The organism is Shewanella psychrotolerans, assembly GCF_019457595.1.
Taxonomy (GTDB): Bacteria; Pseudomonadota; Gammaproteobacteria; order Enterobacterales; family Shewanellaceae; genus Shewanella; species Shewanella psychrotolerans.
In genome coordinates this window covers 92,616-111,571 of the sequence record NZ_CP080419.1, presented here as the reverse complement: position 1 = coordinate 111,571, position 18,956 = coordinate 92,616, and the positions used below count along the sequence as shown (strand labels likewise).

18 protein-coding genes are annotated in these 18,956 nt (G+C 45.5%); 5 read left to right on the top strand and 13 right to left on the bottom strand.

The features are described 5' to 3' along the window. Positions 1–2 precede the first annotated feature (2 nt). From K0I62_RS00490 to K0I62_RS00480, 3 genes are all read left to right on the top strand, one after another. On the top strand, positions 3–2,597 hold the full coding sequence (locus K0I62_RS00490; protein WP_220069666.1) for a methyl-accepting chemotaxis protein: 2,595 nt from the start codon (positions 3–5) through the stop codon (positions 2,595–2,597). Positions 2,598–2,715: 118 nt separating this feature from the next. Continuing rightward, complete coding sequence (locus tag K0I62_RS00485) at positions 2,716–3,540, top strand: CheR family methyltransferase (protein ID WP_220069665.1); 825 nt, start codon at positions 2,716–2,718, stop codon at positions 3,538–3,540. Positions 3,541–3,579: 39 nt separating this feature from the next. Then, complete coding sequence (locus K0I62_RS00480; protein WP_220069664.1) at positions 3,580–4,626, top strand: protein-glutamate methylesterase/protein-glutamine glutaminase; 1,047 nt, start codon at positions 3,580–3,582, stop codon at positions 4,624–4,626. A gap of 58 nt (positions 4,627–4,684) precedes the next feature. Here the strand turns inward: K0I62_RS00480 and K0I62_RS00475 are convergent, their stop codons facing one another. Then, positions 4,685–5,731, bottom strand: coding sequence for a polysaccharide deacetylase family protein (locus tag K0I62_RS00475; RefSeq protein ID WP_220069663.1), 1,047 nt, complete (start codon positions 5,729–5,731; stop codon positions 4,685–4,687). 22 nt (positions 5,732–5,753) lie between these two features. Here K0I62_RS00475 and K0I62_RS00470 point away from each other — a divergent pair, with 22 nt between their 5' ends. Next, positions 5,754–7,097, top strand: coding sequence for an MATE family efflux transporter (locus tag K0I62_RS00470; protein WP_220069662.1), 1,344 nt, complete (start codon positions 5,754–5,756; stop codon positions 7,095–7,097). 67 nt (positions 7,098–7,164) lie between these two features. On the opposite strand, the gene nfuA is transcribed toward K0I62_RS00470, so the two are convergent. Further along, positions 7,165–7,743: a Fe-S biogenesis protein NfuA gene (nfuA, locus tag K0I62_RS00465; protein ID WP_220069661.1), complete on the bottom strand. Its 579-nt coding sequence runs from the start codon at positions 7,741–7,743 to the stop codon at positions 7,165–7,167. 208 nt (positions 7,744–7,951) lie between these two features. On the opposite strand from nfuA, the gene K0I62_RS00460 reads away from it, so the two are divergent. Continuing rightward, positions 7,952–10,489, top strand: coding sequence for a M14 family zinc carboxypeptidase (locus K0I62_RS00460; protein WP_220069660.1), 2,538 nt, complete (start codon positions 7,952–7,954; stop codon positions 10,487–10,489). A 112-nt stretch (positions 10,490–10,601) separates the two neighbouring features. Here the strand turns inward: K0I62_RS00460 and gltS are convergent, their stop codons facing one another. The 11 genes from gltS to modA form a co-directional block, all read right to left on the bottom strand. Further along, positions 10,602–11,825, bottom strand: coding sequence for a sodium/glutamate symporter (gene gltS / locus K0I62_RS00455; protein ID WP_220069659.1), 1,224 nt, complete (start codon positions 11,823–11,825; stop codon positions 10,602–10,604). A gap of 255 nt (positions 11,826–12,080) precedes the next feature. Continuing rightward, positions 12,081–12,248: a DUF2986 domain-containing protein gene (locus K0I62_RS00450; RefSeq protein WP_220069658.1), complete on the bottom strand. Its 168-nt coding sequence runs from the start codon at positions 12,246–12,248 to the stop codon at positions 12,081–12,083. Between the two features lie 187 nt (positions 12,249–12,435). Next, positions 12,436–12,603 (bottom strand): YqaE/Pmp3 family membrane protein, encoded by a 168-nt coding sequence (locus K0I62_RS00445; protein WP_220062647.1) that lies wholly within the window; start codon positions 12,601–12,603, stop codon positions 12,436–12,438. A gap of 20 nt (positions 12,604–12,623) precedes the next feature. Next, entirely contained in the window at positions 12,624–13,298 is a 675-nt protein-coding gene (locus tag K0I62_RS00440; protein ID WP_220069657.1) for a TIGR01621 family pseudouridine synthase, read from the bottom strand. A gap of 15 nt (positions 13,299–13,313) precedes the next feature. Beyond that, on the bottom strand, positions 13,314–14,573 hold the full coding sequence (locus K0I62_RS00435; RefSeq protein WP_220069656.1) for a sensor histidine kinase: 1,260 nt from the start codon (positions 14,571–14,573) through the stop codon (positions 13,314–13,316). Positions 14,574–14,622: 49 nt separating this feature from the next. Continuing rightward, positions 14,623–15,300, bottom strand: a complete 678-nt coding sequence (locus tag K0I62_RS00430; RefSeq protein WP_220062645.1) for a response regulator transcription factor — start codon at positions 15,298–15,300, stop codon at positions 14,623–14,625. 4 nt (positions 15,301–15,304) lie between these two features. Further along, on the bottom strand, positions 15,305–15,835 hold the full coding sequence (locus tag K0I62_RS00425; protein ID WP_220069655.1) for a PepSY domain-containing protein: 531 nt from the start codon (positions 15,833–15,835) through the stop codon (positions 15,305–15,307). A 57-nt stretch (positions 15,836–15,892) separates the two neighbouring features. Continuing rightward, positions 15,893–16,249, bottom strand: coding sequence for a NirD/YgiW/YdeI family stress tolerance protein (locus K0I62_RS00420; RefSeq protein ID WP_220069654.1), 357 nt, complete (start codon positions 16,247–16,249; stop codon positions 15,893–15,895). Positions 16,250–16,348: 99 nt separating this feature from the next. Beyond that, positions 16,349–17,458, bottom strand: a complete 1,110-nt coding sequence (locus K0I62_RS00415) for an ABC transporter ATP-binding protein (protein WP_220069653.1) — start codon at positions 17,456–17,458, stop codon at positions 16,349–16,351. Next, a complete protein-coding gene (gene modB, locus K0I62_RS00410) occupies positions 17,439–18,119 on the bottom strand; it encodes a molybdate ABC transporter permease subunit (RefSeq protein ID WP_220069652.1) in 681 nt (226 codons plus the stop codon). Before modB ends, K0I62_RS00415 begins: the two co-directional genes overlap by 20 nt. A 3-nt stretch (positions 18,120–18,122) precedes the next feature. After that, positions 18,123–18,875, bottom strand: a complete 753-nt coding sequence (modA, locus tag K0I62_RS00405) for a molybdate ABC transporter substrate-binding protein (RefSeq protein ID WP_258405125.1) — start codon at positions 18,873–18,875, stop codon at positions 18,123–18,125. Positions 18,876–18,956 lie beyond the last annotated feature (81 nt).

The following is an 18,956-nucleotide window of genomic DNA, read 5'->3' as shown; positions in this document are numbered from 1 at the left end:
GGATGGATGCTATGAACTCGAGTAATCTCAAAACTAACAGCATGCCAATTATCGGACTGATGCTCAGCGTGCTGGCTGCAGGCTTGGCATTCACACAACAACCCTCCTTATGGATTGGCGCAACTCAATTGATCGCGATAGCATTTATTGCTGTAGGGATTCAAAAAGAGAGTCAGATCAAACGTCGTTTTCAACAAGGATTCAGCGAACTCCTTACCGCTGTCGAGGCGAAAACGCCCCCGTCGTTTTCACATATTGATCTCCCTCATTGGAGTCAATTAACCGAAGCATTAACCGAGCTTTGGCAAACCAACAGCACCAATAAGGCGCCAGCCCAAGCACTAGAGATATGCCAAGCAAATGTCATGCTCGCCGATCCTCAAGGCAATATTACCTTCTTTAATCAATCACTACGAAAAACATTACAAGACGCTGAAGAGGATATAAGGCAAGCATTCTCTTCTTTTAATGTAAAAGATTTAGTGGGAACCAATATGGATATTTTCCATAAGCATCCCTCTCATCAACAACAGCTCATCGCCAATTTAAAGCAGCCACACTCGGCACTAATCAGTGTGGGAACTCGTACATTTTCACTTATTGCCTCACCCGTATTTGATGATAACCAGCAACGAATAGCCACTGTAGTCGAGTGGGAAGATAAAACCGAACAACTCGCCAAAGAAGTTATCGAGCAACAACTCGCAGAAGAGAACAGCCGCATTAAACAAGCTCTCGATGTATGTAAGGCTAACGTAATGGTTGCCGACGCAAACTACGACATCATTTACCTTAATGACTCCGTTTTCGAGATGCTCAAAGAAAACGAATCGACCTTACAGCAAAGCCTTCCAAAATTTGCCACCGCCACATTAATTGGCAGCAATATCGACATTTTCCATAAAGATCCATCTCATCAACGCAAAATGCTCGACATGCTAACAACCAGCTACAACGCTAGCATCAACGTAGCAGGATTAGACTTTACCTTAATCGCGACACCTGTTTTTGAAAATGGCACACGTACAGGCACCGTTGTCGAATGGCAAGATGTTACAGCCAAACTGGCACAAGAAGCTAAAGAACGACAACTCGCTGCAGAGAATGCGCGGATCAGACAAGCGTTAGATAATGTCTCATCAAATACGATGGTTGCCGATGCAGACCTGAACATCATCTACATGAATACTGCGGTAAGTAATATGTTCAAACATGCACAGCAGGATATTGTTAAAGATTTACCAGACTTCGATGCCAACAATCTCATTGGCGTCAATATCGATAGATTCCATAAAAAACCAAGTCACCAGCGTAACCTATTAGGCTCTCTTTCCTCGACCTACACCAGCCAACTAAAAGTGGGCGGCAGAACATTCCAAGTAGTGGCTAACCCCATTACCGACGACAATGGTAAGAGTATAGGAACCGTTGTGGAATGGGCCGATAGAACTGCCGAAGTCGCCATAGAACAAGAGATTGATTCAATTATCTCCGCCGCGACTACGGGTGATCTATCAGGACGCATTAGCACAGAGGGCAAAGAAGGCTTTTTCCTCAATCTATCTAATGGGCTCAACCGCTTAGTGGGCATTGCCGATAACGTTATTGGTGATGTCGTTAACATGTTCGATGGCCTCGCCTGCGGTGATCTCACCAGACAGATTAATGGTGAATATCATGGCCAATTTGGCAAGTTACAACAGGATGCAAATGCGACAGTATCAAAACTGACCGAAGTGCTCGGTGGCATAAATCAATCGGCCAATACCGTAACCTCTGGTGCAGAAGAGATAGCTCAAGGCAACGCCGATCTCAGTCAGCGTACCGAGGAACAAGCGGCCTCACTCGAACAAACTGCATCAAGCATGGAACAGATGACAGCCACCGTAACCCAAAGTGCACAAAATGCCACCATCGCAAATGAACTCGCACAAGAGGCAAATACCAAAGCCGAGCATGGGGGCAAAGTCGTTGAGCAAGCCGTTACGGCGATGGAGGCGATAAATGATTCCAGTAAACGCATCGCCGATATCATAGGTGTTATTGATGAAATAGCATTTCAAACCAATCTTCTCGCTCTTAACGCTGCAGTTGAAGCCGCTCGAGCAGGTGAACAAGGCAGAGGCTTCGCTGTTGTTGCTGGCGAAGTGAGAAACCTAGCACAACGCAGTGCGGGAGCGGCAAAAGAGATTAAAGAGTTGATTAGAGATAGCGTAAACAAAGTCACCGACGGTACAAATTTGGTGAATCAATCGGGTGAAACCTTAGCCGATATCGTCCAAGCGGTAACGAAAGTAGCCGATATGATTAGTCAAATTAGCATCGCTTCCGATCAACAATCTTCTGGCATCCAAGAGGTTAATAAGGCTGTGTCTCAAATGGATGAAATGACTCAACAAAATGCAGCCTTAGTCGAACAGGTTTCAGCGGCAGGTGATGCTATGGCAGAGCAGGCAAGAAACATGAAAGCTCAATTGGAGTTCTTCCAAACCAAAGAGCTCAGTCACTCAGGTATCACCACCGCACCGCTAGCCTTAGTTGCAGGCGATAGCCATGGAAAATTGAAAATTAGCGATGAAGAGTGGACTGAATTTTAATGAAATATACCCCTCTGCATTAAGGCGCTTTAGTTAGCGATGCTAGCCTAATTCGACAAATAGAAATCGCTTCAACTAGGAGGCTATATTGGACAAGGGTAACCAAAAGGAATTTCCAATGACCATGCAAGATTTCGAATTTATTCGCAATCTTGCATATCAGGAGTCGGGTATTGTCCTTCCGGAAAGGAAACAACATATGGTGTACTCGCGACTCAGCCGCCGAGTGCGCCAACTTAAATTTAGTAACTTTAGCCAATACTGCGCCTTCATTCAGCAGCATCCTGAAGAAATGATTAACTTCATCAATGCACTAACAACCAACTTAACCGCCTTTTTCAGAGAGCAGCACCACTTCGATTATCTAGAGCAACACCTAGTGCCATTATGGAAAAGAAAGAGCCATCGCCGCCTAAGAGTATGGTCGTCCGCATGCTCTTCAGGAGAGGAGCCCTACAGCATCGCAATGACGCTCGCTCAACATTTCCCTCCCCCAAATTGGGACTTGAAAATACTGGCAACCGACCTAGACACAAACGTATTAAACAAAGCCAATACTGGGCGTTACAATATTGACAGCATAGCCAATTTACCAATCCGCCTACAAAAAGAATGCTTTGAAATTAACCCTAGAGAAAATTCTGCGTCCATTGTCGAACAGTGCAAAAAGCTGGTGCATTTTAAGCAGCTAAACCTACTTGGCGACTGGCCAATGAAGGGGTCATTCGATCTTATTTTTTGTCGTAATGTGCTGATCTATTTTGATAATCCAACCAAAGCAAAAATAATAGAGAAGTTTAGACAACTGCTGTCCGACGATGGACACCTATTTATCGGACACTCAGAAACCCTACACAATATATCCCAAGACTTCACATTGATTGGCCAGACGATTTATCAACCTATCTATCTTAATGCTCAGCGACGAACTTCAATTATATAAAGGTGGTGCCAATGAGAATCGTAATAATGGGTGGACTCGATGATTAAAGTGCTAGTAATTGATGATTCACCATTGGTGAGACAACTGCTCAGCCACATGCTAAACGATGCGCCCGATATCAATGTGATCGCAACGGCAGAAGATCCCTACGAAGCCCGAACCTTGATCAAGCAACACAACCCCGATGTGTTGACTCTCGACATCGAGATGCCAAAAATGGATGGCATCGCCTTTCTACGTAACTTAATGAAATTACGACCGATGCCTGTAATTATGGTATCAACCTTAACCCACAAAGGCGCAGAGGTGACACTTGAAGCATTGGCATTAGGGGCTATCGATTTTATTTCTAAACCCAAAGCTGATCTCACCAATACACTTTTAGAATATAAAGATGAGTTAATAGCTAAGATCAGAGTTGCAAACAAGAGTCATGTCAAAGCAACGACTAAAGCGCCGCAAATAAAACCAGCCCAGGCACATCTATCGCTCAAGACAGATAAAGTTATCGCCATCGGAGCATCTACTGGTGGCACCGAAGCCATTCAACGAGTCATTACGCAATTACCCGCCAATACACCACCAATCGTGATTGCCCAGCATATTCCCGCAGCGTTCAGCCTTTCGTTTGCCAAGCGTCTCAATAGCCATGCGGCAATTAATGTTATCGAAGCGCAAGGGGGAGAAACCTTAGAGGTGGGCACCGCATACCTTGCACCGGGTAATGCGCACCTTATTGTCGAGCAACGAGGCGGCAAGCTATACACCAAACTACTCGAGACCGACCCAGTTAACCGTCACAAACCTTCTGTTGACGTGTTATTTAATAGTGTCGCTGAATGTATTGGTCAAAGAGCAATTGGCATATTACTGACGGGGATGGGTAAAGATGGGGCTGCAGGACTACTTAACTTGAAAAAAATGGGCGGCTATAATCTAATTCAAGATCAGGCAAGCTCTGTAGTTTGGGGAATGCCCGGAGCCGCGGCGGAGCTGAATGCTCAGCATGAAAACTTACACTTAGATAAAATATCAGGACGTTTAATACAATTATTAAACACCGCAAAGTCCTCAGTTAAAGCCTAAACGACCTAAATCATAAGCGCTCCACGGAGCACCAACCTAGGCTTTGGTCAAATCAGGCTTACTCTTCTACCCAAGTCCCGTCATTTTTAGGCCTTACCCACGCTTGAGAAAACCAATAATAGCGACCCGTTGCTTTACTGGGTGCGGTGCAATTATAACGAGAGCGACCTGCAGGCAAATCTAATGCGGCCCGCACAGTAAACTCATTTTCGCTGGTCCACAGAGGCTTAACCGCCCCCTGTCCCTGCACAAAACACATTAGCTGGTGTGGATAGATATCACTCATATCCAAGGTGATTTTCAACTCTGGGCGCCAATTCCCCATGGATAATTGGGTATTGGCAGGCTCGAGGGCCAATACAGGCATGTTAAGGCTGTATAGCTTGGCTTGTAAACTAGAAAGCTCGGCATAAACACCAGCAACAGGAAACCGCGGTAGCGCAGTAAGGGATGAGTATTTTCCGGCCGCGCCCGATTGCTGCCCAAAACCGACAAAGCCATGACGTTTAAGCAGTGCCTCCAACTGCAGATTGTACTCACCATAAGGGTACGCTAGCATTTTTAGATGCTGCCCCGTTTTAGCCAAAATTTCAGCCTCGGTTGAAAGCAAGTTATCTTCGATGCGCGTTAACCATTCATCTTGGGTTTCATTGATGTCGTGACGAATCAGATGTTCATGGCCCCAGCTATGATTTGCCAATTCGGCACCCTCGCGACTCAAACGATTCAGCGTGTCCCAACTCATGACATCGCGATATTTCTGCTCAATCGGCTCAACAGCAATAAAAATGGCATAAGGAAAACCATATTCCTTTAAAATAGGGTGGGCGTTATCGGCAATGTTTTGATAGCCGTCATCAAAGGTGATGGCAACGGTCTTATCCGCAAGATCTTGTCCCTGTTTGATGCTCTCAACGACTTCAGAAAGCGGCTTAACCTTAAATCCATTGTCACTTAGGAACGCCATCTGTTGTCGAAATTGTGCTGGAGTGACGCTGGTAACGCTTGGTGTATCTTCAGAGACATGATGATATTGTAAAATCACCACGGCATGAGCAGATAAGCTCATAAAGAACATCAGTATAAGTAAAACGCTTTTTAACATAAAAAATAACCTCTGAGAGTCTATGTCACCACTTAATTTACTGTTGGATAAACAGAAAAACAGGCAGTTAATAGCGCTTGCTTTACCGATGATCTTATCAAACATTACGGTGCCACTTTTAGGCTTAGTGGATACCGCTGTAATTGGACATTTAAGTAACGCCTATTATTTAGGAGGTGTGGCTGTCGGGTCAACGATAATCACGCTTATCTTATGGCTTCTGGGGTTCTTACGTATGTCGACGACCGGTCTCGTCGCTCAGGCCTATGGCGCTAGAGATATCCAAGGGCAATACAGACTTTTACTGCAATCGGCCAGCCTAGCTATACTCCTCGGTACCAGTGCAATTGTATTTCAATCCCCTATCATCAGCTTCGCTACGGCCCTGTCTGATGCAAGCACCGAAGTACTGTATTATAGCCAACTCTATTTTAAAGTCAGGATCTGGTCTACTCCATTTGCACTACTTAACCTCGCCCTGCTCGGCTGGCTACTAGGTCGGCAGCAACCTAAAGCCGCAATGTGGCAATTAATCGCGGCCAATATGACCAATATTATCCTAGACCTACTATTTGTTATCGGTTTTAAATGGGGCGTTCAAGGAGCGGCATTGGCATCGGTTATCGCCGATATTATTGGTTTTATTGTCGCTGCAAGCATGGTCTACCGAGAGTTAGCTAAACAAGGAGGTTTTGACTTTATCAACCTGTGTCGCCAACTTACTTTAACAAGCTATAAAAAACTGCTTGGCTTAAATCGTGACATTTTCATTAGAAGTCTGTGCCTGCAACTGGCCTTCGCCTTTATGACATTTGAAGGCGCGAGCCTAGGTGATAATACCGTTGCCGCTAATGCCGTATTGCTTAATTTGTTATTGCTCATCTCCTATGCATTAGATGGCATCGCCTACTACGCAGAGGCTGAGGTTGGCCGAGCCTTTGGCGAGAACAATCGCCAGCGAATGACTGAATCGGTGACCTTAGCAACATTGTGGTCGGCAATATCCGCCATCTTATTCATGCTGTTTTTTAGCCTTTTTGGTAGTCAGATCATCACGTTACTTACCAGCCTAGAAGTAGTGCAACAGGTCGCCGAGCAGTACCTTATTTGGGTGGTATTCATGCCACTATTGGCCTTTGGTTCATACTTATTTGACGGGGTTTATATTGGTGCAGCAGAAGGGAAAATCATGCGTAACAGCATGATTGTTGCAACATTCGGCGTATTTTTCCCCGCCTGGATACTACTACAATCGTCTGGTAATCACGCTCTTTGGGCGGCAATGAGTCTGTTTATGGTCGCGCGAAGTCTAACCTTGGCATGTCATTATCATTACAGACTAAAGGTAAAGGTAAAGCTAAGTTAGTTGCAAACAAAACGGGATGACCTAAGTCATCCCGTTTTAATACTGATTAATACCACTCATATCTGCATTATTGATATGAGTGATCGCCATGTTCATGATCGGTCACATCTCTCACACCGCTCAATTCGCCTGGGAACATATCAAGAAGCTGCTTCTCAATACCATCTTTTAGTGTTACATCAACCATTGAACAACCGTTACAACCACCACCAAACTGCAGAACTGCAACACCTTCAGCGTCGATTTCAACGAGCATGATGTTGCCGCCATGGCTGGCTAGTTGTGGGTTGATTTCAGATTGAATGACATATTCGATACGCTCTTTCAAAGGTGCGTCGTTATCGACTTTACGCATTTTTGCGTTCGGTGCCTTCAAAGTAAGCTGCGAACCAAGCTGATCGGTTACAAAATCAATGGTTGCATCTTCCAAGAAAGGAGCGCTTTTTTCGTCGATCATGGCATGAAAACCATTAAACTCAAGCTCGATATCATCGGCTTCAACTGCATCTGGTGGACAATAAGAAACACCGCACTCAGCAGAAGGCGTGCCAGGGCTGATAACAAAAACGCGAATATGAGTTCCTTCAGGCTGATCAGCAAGTAGCTTTACAAAATGTGCCTGAGCTGCATCGGAAATGGTGATCATTAAGATATGCTCCGTCAGGTTAAACCCGAGTGATTTAGTAAGAATTAGCGCTATGATACTCTGACTGCGATAAGCTTTGTAGCCCTTATGGCGATTACTCGAAAAATTTTTACTTAAAAAGTAAAGCGCAAACCCATTAAATAATATGGTAACTGGGTTAACGAACTGTTAATTTAGCCTTTATATACAATAATTAAATAAAAATATCATGCTGCGACTGTGCATTTCTATACTGGCCATCACCTCTTTTTCTTACTGCTTTGCCTCAGATAATCAAAGCGTGGTCAGCGTCTTACCTGCAAGAGCCTCAGCACCGAATATCGAGTCTCCTGAGCAGTTTTTAGGTTACCCTCTTGGTAAATGGCATCTACGCCACGATCAAATTAACTTCTACCTCAAACAATTGGCACAGCAAAGTCCAAGAGTCAGCCTCGAAGCAACGGGCATGAGCCATGAAGCAAGAGAGCAACTAACAGCGGTCATCACCTCCCCCAAAAACCAAGCTAATTTAGGTCGAATACTTGCTGACCGTTCTCTCGTGAAAGCGGGGAATAAGCAAACGGGGCCGCTGATCATTTGGTTGGCTTATTCAATCCATGGAGATGAAGCAAGCGGGGCTCACGCCGCATTAGAAGTCAGCTATCAACTCAGCAGAAGCCAAGACCCCTGGATACAAGAGTTACTCGATAACACTGTCGTTTTAATCACCCCAACACAAAATCCCGATGGCTTTGACCGCTTTTCAACTTGGACCAACAATTACACAGGTAAGGTTAAAGTTAGCGATCCTAACCACAACGAACATAAGCAAAACTGGCCAGCAGGCCGCCGTAACCACTATTTTGCAGATCTCAATCGCGACTGGCTATTTCTAAGGCATCCAGAATCGCAGGGACGTATAGCACTATTTCACAAATGGAACCCTCATTACGTTGGCGACTTCCACGAAATGGGACACAATAAGAGCTACTTCTTCCAACCTGGTGTACCGAGCCGAACTCACCCACTTACGCCAACTGAAAATCAAGAGCTAACCAATAAACTCGCGACCTATCACGCTAAAGCGCTCGATGCGCGTAAGCAACCCTATTTCAGCAAGCAAATGTTTGATGATTTTTACTATGGCAAAGGCTCAAGCTATCCAGACATCAATGGCTCTGTGGGCGTACTGTTTGAACAGGCCAGTGTTCGCGGTCAGATTCAAGATTCCGATAACGGCACGCTTGTTTTGGCAGACGCTATCGCCAACCAAGTTGCCACCTCCTATTCGAGTTTGAAAGGCGCTTTTGCGCTCCAAAAAGAGTTAAAAGAGTACCAAACTCGGTTCTACCAACGAAAAGACAAACATCAACCCTCAGGGCGAGAAGCAGGAATATTAGTTAGCGCCAGTGATGATCCTGGTCGTCGAGATGATCTTGCCAATTTATTGCAGCAGCACCACATTCTTTTCTTTTATCTTAATGGCAACATCAAGCAGGGCAAGCATAGATACGAGCAACGAGACAGCCTGTTTATCCCAATTAATCAACCACAAAAAAGTCTGTTGCTGGCAATGTTTGATCAGCGCACAGAATTTGAAGATGCCACCTTCTACGATGTTTCAACATGGAACCTGGCTTACTCCTATAATCTAGCGCTGGCTCGCGATGTTAGCTTAAATGTTGATGATTTACTCACAACCGCCCCGAACTTTACGCCAGCAACCATTGATCTGAACAGTGTGGCGCTGCTGATTGATTGGCGCCAGCAAAATGCCGCGCCCATGTTGCAGAAGTTATTAACGGCGGGTGTTAAAGTAAAATTTGCCGCAAGCCCCTTTAGCATCAACACGGGTAAGCAGGTTACTCCATTTGCAGCAGGCACTTTGCAAATCCCATTAGGTAAGCAAAAGATGTCATCTAATGAGCTAACAGCCCTTATCTCTTCACTCGCTAATAGCTATCGGGTCACATTCTATAATGCCCCTAGTAGCCGTTCAGCAACAGGCATTGATCTAGGAAGTGCCGACTTTCATGGCATTGCGCCAATAAAGCCATTGATCATTACCGGAAATGGCACCTCGGCACCCGAGGTGGGTGAACTTTGGTATTTCATGGATAATCGCTTAGGTGTGCCGTTAACACAAGTGGATATCTCACGCTTACCTAGTTTACCGTTAGAGGAATATAGCCATCTTTTTCTAGCCGATGGTAGCTATAGAAACCTTGATGATATCTATGCGAGAAAACTAGGTCAGTTCGTCAAAAATGGGGGAGTTATCATCGCCCAAAAAGGCGCTTTAGAATGGTTAAGCAGAGGGAATGTACTGAAGAGTGATGTGAGAAGTGCTCGCTTCTTCAGCCAACTATTTGCTACCGAAGGGATGTCTTTTGCGGATAAAAGTAAGTTGAATGCAAGACAAGCAATTGGCGGCGCAATTGTTGCTCTAAATCTCGACCCAACTCACCCGATAACCTTTGGCATTGAATCAAAGCAGCTTCCTGTGCTGAAGAATAAAGCAATAGGGCTACTTAAAACTACAACACCGTTTATTACTGCAGCAACCTATGCAGATGAACCTCTGCTCGACGGCTACCTTGCAAAAGAATACCAACGTAGTCTAAGTCAAACACCCGCCATTATCGTTGAACATCATGGCAAAGGCGCTATCGTTGCCCTTACCGATAACCTGCTCTTTAGAAACATTTGGCTCGGTTCAGATAAAATTTACAGCAATAGCCTCTATTTCATCCCAGCGTTGCATTAATCACCTCATGACTCTTGATGGATTAATACCTAAATAAAACCAAAACGGCAGCTAATACCAATCGATATTAACGGCCGTTTTTTATGCTTCAAGCTAATACTAATTGGTATAACTAGGCGATAATGCTTAAGTATCCCTGCAAAATAATGGCATTGACTATATCAATAAAGAAAGCCCCGACGATAGGAACAACCATAAACGCCTGTGGTGATGGCCCCGTTCTCGACACCAAAGCCCCCATATTCATCACCGCTGTAGGCGTAGCCCCCATTCCGAAGCCACAATGGCCACCAGCGATAACTGCAGCATCGTAATTCGACCCCATCAATCTGAACGTAACAAAATAGGCAAACAAACCTAACACCACAGTTTGTACCAGTAAGATAATCAATAGCGGTATTGCTAAGTCAAAGATTTCCCACAACTTGAGATTCATCAGTGCCATCGCCAGAAACAGCGACAAGGATACCGTACCCAATACATCGACACTCTCACTGTTGATCTTATAGCCACGGGAAAGCTCGGTGATATTGGCGATCATCACACCAAAAAACAGCGCATAGACAAAGTCTGGCATCTTTAACCAGCCGATATCAAAATAGGCAATGAGAGAACCAAACCATTTGGCTCCGGCAACACAAAGCAACAAAATAAACATCACTTCAAGAATACTCTTAGCCGTGACGCGATCTTCCTCCAGCTGGTCATAAGTCACCAGATCTGGGTGATCTTTATGATGGTTCCCCCCAATACCATAGGAGGAAACGAGACCATTTTTGTGAATCAACCTTTGAGCGACAGGACCGCCGATAATCCCCCCCATGACCAAACCAAAGGTCGCGGCAGCCATTGCAAGCTCAAGGGTATTGATCCCATAATCCTCAGAAAACGTTTGCGCCCACGCAGCCCCAGTGCCATGGCCACCCGATAGCGTTATCGAACCTGCAATCAGCCCCATCAAAGGCTCTAAGCCTAACGCCGTAGCGATACTGACCCCAACTGCATTTTGAATCACGATGTAAAGGGAGGCGATTCCTAAGAACAAAAAGACCTTACTGCCTCCTTTCATCAACAGTTTATAGCTTGCGGCTAACCCGACCGTGGCGAAGAACATCAGCATCAGGGTGTTTTGCATCGACAAGGTGAACTCTAATGAGATCTGATTAAAGTGCAACAGGGTGATCACAGACGCGATAATCAAGCCGCCCACTATGGGTTCAGGGATATTATATTTCTTGAAAGCGGTCACATGGCGATTGACCGTATGGCCAATAAATAGTACTAAAATCGCGACTAAGAAAGACTCAAGCTCCCCGATGGCATATACAGTATTCATGAAACTCCTCTATTGGCAATATCACTAACAATTAGAAATAATCTATAGCGATTAGCCCATTCACGCTTGCTCAATTGGCACTGAGCCCACGTCTTAAAACAGTCACATTTGATCTCATTAAAGGCCAATTAACAGTTGAGTTAAAAACCATAAGTCGACCCGCTCACAAACAGTTTAAATCTGCGTTAGTCGGCCAGACGATGAAAAGATTAAAGTCACTATTTAGGTAAATGGAAAAATTGAAATTGGGTGTAACTAAGATTTCAGTGGAGAGAGCTCTTCAACTGAATGTTCAGTTTCTATCGCTAAACGTTCCCGCTCGGCTTTAGAAATATACTTGGGCTTACCCGTATTATGAAACTTAGCATTAGCTTTCTTAGCCTTTGCTTTAAGCGTTTGATTAATTTTTTTCTTTCTGTTCATCACGCCAGTATACCCCAAAACCGCCTATTTGTGTGTCTACACAGGCCTACCCGCACAACTATTAACCTATGTAAAACGAAGACTCTAGTCCTTTGGAAATTAGATAGGCCGAAAAAATGTAATTACTCATAAGTGATTAGCCACAAAAAAGCACAACCTAGGCTGTGCTTTTTTCTATCTTATTTAGCTATGACTTAGTCACAACCCATAGTGCGTGAAGTAAACCTGGCACAAAGAATAACAGACATAAGATGATGTTGATCAGCAAGTCTTTACCCACACCACTCTTCAAAAATACGGCAACTGGCGGCAGTAGTATCGCAATAATCACTAATAACAGTTTATTTGTATCCATTTAAGCTCATTCCTTGTTGATTATTTTCGCTTTGGCCACTCTAACTTCTCAGGCTTAGACCATGTTTGCAACTGGTTTTTTACCACCGCGTCGACAAAAAACGCTCCTGATGATGGCATACAGCAAAACTCGAATTGCTGACCATCTAACTCAAACTGCAACCCATAGGCATGCAGATAGCCGCGGTCAGCTGCTTCTCCCCCATAGAGGGTGTCACCTAAAATGGGCACACCAATACTGGCTAATGCCACCCTTAGCTGATGAGTCTTGCCACTTAAGGGTTTTAACAAGTAAAGCCTTAGACCATCGGCAATCGATTGAGAAAAAAACTGCGTGATGGCTGGATTCTCTTTACTACGCAGCAGTTTATACATACTGCGCCGCGACTTAGCCATGTCCCCAATGATAGAGCCCTGCTTCTTCTTCGGTTTGCCTTTAGCAAGCGCAACATAATATTTTTGCACCTGATGCGCTGTAAACTTAGCAGTAAAGCTCGCAGCCGCTTCACTGCTCTTAGCAAACAGCAACAACCCAGAGGTCATGGTATCGAGTCGGTGAACAGAATAAAGCTTTATACCCAGATCGAGTTCCAATTGTGCCATCACCCCAGCGGTACCGTCTTGGCTATGAAAATGCACTTTGGCAGACTTGTTGACCACCAAGAAGTCGGATTCATCAGCGATAATTTGATACATAATGGCCTACGATATTTAAGAAAAGGTAATGGTAACCAACAAACCGGGCTGATTATCATCTAAGGTAATAGCAGCATTATGACGCTGTAATATCGCTTTCACTAGCGATAGTCCCAATCCTGTGCCTTTATTGTGCCGGCTCGGATCGAGTCGCACTAAACGATCGAAAACCTTGTCTGTGGCATCACTTGGAATACCGGGACCATCATCGATAATCTGCACCCGTCTTCCTTGCTGCACAATCTTAACACTCGCGCCCTCGCCCGAATATTTAATGGCATTGTCGACCAAATTAAACAGCGCTTGGAATAACAAATATTTATCCCCCATCACAGTGTAATCATCGTCGGTAACCAGTGATAAGGTTTGTCCATTAAGCTCCGCCATGGCATCAGCCATCTCATACAAATCGCCACACATCGCCTGTAGGCTTAACGATTGTAACTCTAATGCTTGCTGCCCCTCCTCGATGCGGGTAAGCGATAACATAGCATCAAAAGTGGCCAAGCAATCATCTAGCTCTTCGGTTAAAATCGCGCAGGCCTCATTAAGTTCATCAGCACTCTTAGTCGGCAGTTGTTCAATTCCTATGCGCAGATGTGACAGTGGCGTACGAAGATCATGAGCAATATTATCTGTCGCTCCTCGCACCGCATTAAGGTTGTTTTCTAAGGTGTCCAACACGTCATTAAATTTAACCGCCAGCATATCGAACTCATCTTGACGCCAACTGATCGGCAGGCGGGTAGAATACTCACCCTGTTCGATGCGACGACTCAGGCGATTATATTGCACTAAGCGACGTAGAATCGCTTTCGAAAACAGATAGCCTAGCGCTAGAGTCAGCACAATAGTTAACATTAATGCCGTAATCGCGGCATTAACAAAGCGTTCGATAAGCGTCGCCAGCTGGTCGGTTCGCGTCGCAATAAGCACAGGTCCATAGCGGGTGATCGCTAAGCCGCCAGTCAGTATATGCAGCTTATCGGGCCCACCCGTCAAAATTGGAAAATCACGGGTATCAGGCAAGATGGGCATATCATCTGGCATCAAGCTTAAGGCGCCAACCAGATCTAAGGAGCTGCGCCATGCGACCAATGCGGTTTTAGGGTCGGCGTTACGAATTTGAGTGGCAAAACTACGTCTGTCTAAAGTCAGCGCCATCTGCTGATAACGCGTTTTCTCAGCCACCAAGTGCTGAATCGTTTGCAGTTCCTGTTCGTTAATCAACTGCCGATACATGCCAAACAGCAAGGTTCCGATAATCAAAGTCACCAGAGCAGAGAATATTATCGTAATGCGCCACGCACTACTTTGGTAAGGCTTAATGCCCTTTACGGAGGCGATAACCTGCCCCTCGAACAGTTTCGATCAGTTCACCATAGCCTAGCTCTTCGAACTTACGACGCAACTTGGCGATATGAACATCGATAACATTGGTGCGTGGATCGAAGTGGTAGTCCCAGACGGCTTCGAAAAGTAAGGTTCGGCTGATCACCTGATTCGGATGTTCCATCAAATACTTAAGCAACTGAAACTCTTTCGGTTGCAACATAATTTCACTGCCTTCCAAGGTGACTTTTCGCGTTAATAACTCCATCACCAAATTACCAACGGTTAACTCGGTATGGGCGGGTTGTGAATTACCCCGCTGCATCAATTTTTCGGCACGAACTAACAACTCTGAAAAAGCAAATGGCTTAGTCATGTAGTCATCACCACCAGCGCGAAGCCCCTTGACGCGTTCGTCTACATGACTGAGTGCAGATAAGATCAGCACAGGAGTCTGATTGCCTGTTGCCCGAATAGCGGCCAATACCTTGAGGCCATCGAGTTGCGGTAACATTCTATCCAAAATAATCAGGTCATATTGCATGCTTGTGGCTAGCAGCAGCCCTTGATGACCATCACTAGCAGTTTCGATATTGTGTCCCTGCTCTATAAATCCTTTTACCACATAGTCAATCGTGGTTTTATCATCTTCTACTAGCAATATTTTCATCAATTTAGTCCCACTTAAGCAGAGGTAAAGGTCGTTGCTGTTCGATGTCGAAGGCAAGTTTACGCTTACCATTTTCATTAATCAGCTTTAATTCGAGATAGCTAATGCCGAGATCATGATCGAGTTGAGCCTCGAGAATATGAGCCGTACTGTCTCCCATCGCATGCTTAATTAATTGAGAGAATGTCAGCCCCATCTCTAGCACGAGTTTGGTCGCCTTAAGTTCATCGCGGTCATCGGCTTCAAGCGCTTCTACTTTTTGACGGATTAAACGGCCATCTTTAGCCCAGAACTCAAACTCGGTTACGGTATCTTGCTTGGTATCTATGATACTGATCTCATATATCAGCTCCCCATTTTCCACATCGATATCGAACTCAGAAATCACACCTGGATAGTCTTTCTCTGCTTGAGCAATCAACATCTGTGGGGTCAGATTTTGGCTGTCTGATAGCAACTCTAGCACCGCAGGATTGGCGCAGACCACGCTTGGAATACTCGACAGCAACACCAAACTGATTAACCAACGAGCCATAGCTCCTCCATTAAAGTCTTCAATAACCGTATCTTAACCGCAGCAGTTGCGACCTTGCTAGCCTTTATCGCCAAGCCGTTCCATTTCATCTATTTCAATCTCGATGCCTTGCCATTCATCGTTTATGTCTCCCCTTAAGGTGACAGAGGTATTACTGTTAACCTCAATATCACGCCAAAGGGCATTATCTATCTCAACTTCGACGTCGCCACTATTGTCTCGAAATAGATACTTCTCGTCTCCCAAACTCTTAATTAGATGGCCAGTCAACTCAACGGGCATATCGTCTTTAACTTTCAAGGTATCGGCTGCGCGATTGATGGGCTTTTGTGCCCTAGGTTCATTGTCAGCGGCAAAGGCAGGCAGGGTTAATACACAAGATAGGATCAAGGTTCCAGTTAGTTTTTTGGGCATCGTTATCGTCTCCATAATATGTATACTCATTTTAGAGTTAGCTCAATGCAGGGGAGATGGAAGTAAGATTAACGATTGATCATTTAACCAGTAAACGCTTTATTGCGGTTCCAAAATGTGAATTAACTCCGATTTCAAGGCCACTTCGGTCTCGACGCCGGGAGCCAAAGCGAGTTTTTGCGCCAAATGCAGTGGGACTTCGGCATTAAGATGATGCTTTACCCCCTTAATGCTACCGACGATCCGCATGATTTCTCCCATCGCGAGAACGGATTCAACGGTGATCACTAGCTTATTAAAGCTGCGACATAGCCTACCTTTAGTGATGGAATTAAACCGAATACCTTGATTGGGGATCACCCATCGCACCTTGGTCCCCACTTCTAAGCTTTCAAAATAGGTACTTGCGATTAGATGCTCACCAAACTTTAACCAAGTGATCTGCCGCTCCTGCTCTTGCACTACAACATGGGCATCAAACATATTACGCAGCCCCATCTGCTTGGCAACAGCTTCATTGCGCGGTCGAGTAAGCACCTCTCTAGGCGTCCCCTGTTGCAGCATAATCCCTTGGCTAATGAGGATCATTCTATCGGCTAACAATAACGCTTCATTGAGATCATGGGTCACCATGATGACAGGAATAGATAACTGCTCTTTTAGTCTCGCCAGCTCAAGATATAAACGCTCTCGAGTTTCACGATCAACCGCAGAAAAAGGCTCATCGAGTAGCAAGACTGACGGCTCTCTGGCTAAGGCTCTAGCAAGTGCGACCCTTTGCCGCTGCCCACCCGACAAGTTAGCGGGTAACCTGTCGGGTAAGCCGTCTAAATTGACTCGCTCGAGCCACTCTTTAGCTCGTCGAACCCGAGCTGATTTAGGTATATGGTCAAGCGCCGCGACGACATTATCTAGCGCACTCATATTAGGAAACAGGCCGAAATGCTGCGGAACATAACCCAAATGACGCTGCTGGGGCGTGAGATATTGGGCATGCTGGCTACTAAACCACTGGCGTTCGCCATAACGGATCTCACCCGATTCAGGTTTACTCAGCCCTGCTATCATCCTTAGCAGAGTCGATTTCCCCCCACCAGAGGGTCCCACCACGGCTAGCACCTCACCAGCACGGCAAGTAAACTCTGCATCGAGCATGATCTCCCGGGTCTGATTCACCTTGCAGTAGAGATCAGCGACGTCTTGAGACATTTAGGCCCCCTAAACGACGAGATAAACTGGTGGTTAATGCTAAAGCGGTTATCGCAAACAGGAGTAACACTAACGACATCTGCCCCGCACTGGCAAAATCAAACGCCTGCACACTATCGTATATCGAAATCGCTATTGTCTTGGTTTCTCCGGCGATATTTCCGCCCATCATTAACACAACACCAAACTCGCCTAACACATGAGAGAAACACAATACTAAAGCGGTAAGCACCCCAGGCCACACCAGAGGCAGCTCTATTTTTGTCAGGGCTTTAATTGGGCTCATACCACAGCAAGCTGCAGCATCGCGGACCTCTTCGGGCACCGCTTCGAAAGCGCGTTGGATCGGCTGAATAGCGAAGGGAATATTAACCAATACGGAAGCCACCACTAAACCAGAAAAATGAAAGACTAACTGTTGGCCTAAAAGCTGCTCAAGCAGCTGCCCTAACCAAGACTGGCTCCCCAGCCCCACCAGCAAGTAGTAACCGATGACCGTTGGCGGCAATACCAAAGGCACCATGATCAAGGCTTCTATCCAAGATTTGCCACGAAACTGACGATATGCGAGGAAACGCCCCACCCAGATAGCAAAGGGAATCAAAATCAATACCGTCACCGCACTCAGCTTGACCGATAACCCTAGCGCTTGCCAATCCATCGACTATTGCTCGGCCAGCGTTTGGTTTGGTAATCCAAAGCCAAACTCACTAAATACCGCACGAGACCGCTGTTGTTGAAGATAATCATAAAACAGCTTTGCGGTATCGCCCGCCTTCTCGGTTAGCACCATGCGTTGATACATAGGTGAATGTAACTCGCTTGGCAGCGTCACATAATGACCTGCCGCTTGAAACTGTGGTGCCATTGCTAAAGATAAGGCCACAATTCCCCCTTCGGTTGAACCACTAAGGGCAAACTGCGCCGCTTGCGATACGTTCTCGCCATAGATGAGATAAGGATGAACTTGCTGCCATAAGCCAATCTTCTGTAAGAACTCCCGAGCACGTTCGCCATAGGGTGCGTGATCAGGATTGGCGATAGCAAAGCGATTTAACTCGCCCTTCTCCAATAAGGATTTCAAACCATTAAGTTGAGGGTCTAATGATAACGAGGAAGATTTCGGCGCGGCCAACGCTAAACGGCCAATAGCATAGAGTTCACCCTCGGTAGTCGTTACGCCCAATTTATGTAACTGATAAATATACTTATCATCGGCAGACAGAAACAGTTCGAATGGTGCGCCATGACGAATTTGGGCAACGAAATTACCCGATGAGCCATAAGAGATACGCACCTGCTTGCCTGTATCTTGGGTGAAATTGGTCGCTATTTTATCTAATGCAAATTTGATATTCGCCGCAGCGGCAATCGAAGGAACATCGGCTGCAAAACTAGAGAACGAACCGATCAACATCAAGCTCGCTACCGCAAGGCCTCTTAATAAATCCATCTTTTTGCTATCTCCAAACCCCTCATGACCTACACGAGCACTCGC

Bases quoted from the DNA above. Each gene is read 5' to 3' on its own strand.
- K0I62_RS00415 (WP_220069653.1), bottom strand. From the start codon at position 17,458: ATGTCTCAAGACGTCGCTGATCTCTACTGCAAGGTGAATCAGACCCGG.
- K0I62_RS00425 (WP_220069655.1), bottom strand. From the start codon at position 15,835: ATGGCTCGTTGGTTAATCAGTTTGGTGTTGCTGTCGAGTATTCCAAGC.
- nfuA (WP_220069661.1), bottom strand. From the start codon at position 7,743: ATGATCACCATTTCCGATGCAGCTCAGGCACATTTTGTAAAGCTACTT.
- K0I62_RS00450 (WP_220069658.1), bottom strand. From the start codon at position 12,248: ATGAACAGAAAGAAAAAAATTAATCAAACGCTTAAAGCAAAGGCTAAG.
- modB (WP_220069652.1), bottom strand. From the start codon at position 18,119: ATGGATTGGCAAGCGCTAGGGTTATCGGTCAAGCTGAGTGCGGTGACG.
- K0I62_RS00480 (WP_220069664.1), top strand. From the start codon at position 3,580: ATGATTAAAGTGCTAGTAATTGATGATTCACCATTGGTGAGACAACTG.
- K0I62_RS00420 (WP_220069654.1), bottom strand. From the start codon at position 16,249: ATGCCCAAAAAACTAACTGGAACCTTGATCCTATCTTGTGTATTAACC.
- K0I62_RS00460 (WP_220069660.1), top strand. From the start codon at position 7,952: ATGCTGCGACTGTGCATTTCTATACTGGCCATCACCTCTTTTTCTTAC.
- K0I62_RS00490 (WP_220069666.1), top strand. From the start codon at position 3: ATGGATGCTATGAACTCGAGTAATCTCAAAACTAACAGCATGCCAATT.
- K0I62_RS00475 (WP_220069663.1), bottom strand. From the start codon at position 5,731: ATGTTAAAAAGCGTTTTACTTATACTGATGTTCTTTATGAGCTTATCT.
- K0I62_RS00440 (WP_220069657.1), bottom strand. From the start codon at position 13,298: ATGTATCAAATTATCGCTGATGAATCCGACTTCTTGGTGGTCAACAAG.
- K0I62_RS00430 (WP_220062645.1), bottom strand. From the start codon at position 15,300: ATGAAAATATTGCTAGTAGAAGATGATAAAACCACGATTGACTATGTG.
- K0I62_RS00470 (WP_220069662.1), top strand. From the start codon at position 5,754: ATGTCACCACTTAATTTACTGTTGGATAAACAGAAAAACAGGCAGTTA.
- gltS (WP_220069659.1), bottom strand. From the start codon at position 11,825: ATGAATACTGTATATGCCATCGGGGAGCTTGAGTCTTTCTTAGTCGCG.
- K0I62_RS00485 (WP_220069665.1), top strand. From the start codon at position 2,716: ATGACCATGCAAGATTTCGAATTTATTCGCAATCTTGCATATCAGGAG.
- K0I62_RS00445 (WP_220062647.1), bottom strand. From the start codon at position 12,603: ATGGATACAAATAAACTGTTATTAGTGATTATTGCGATACTACTGCCG.
- modA (WP_258405125.1), bottom strand. From the start codon at position 18,875: ATGTTGATCGGTTCGTTCTCTAGTTTTGCAGCCGATGTTCCTTCGATT.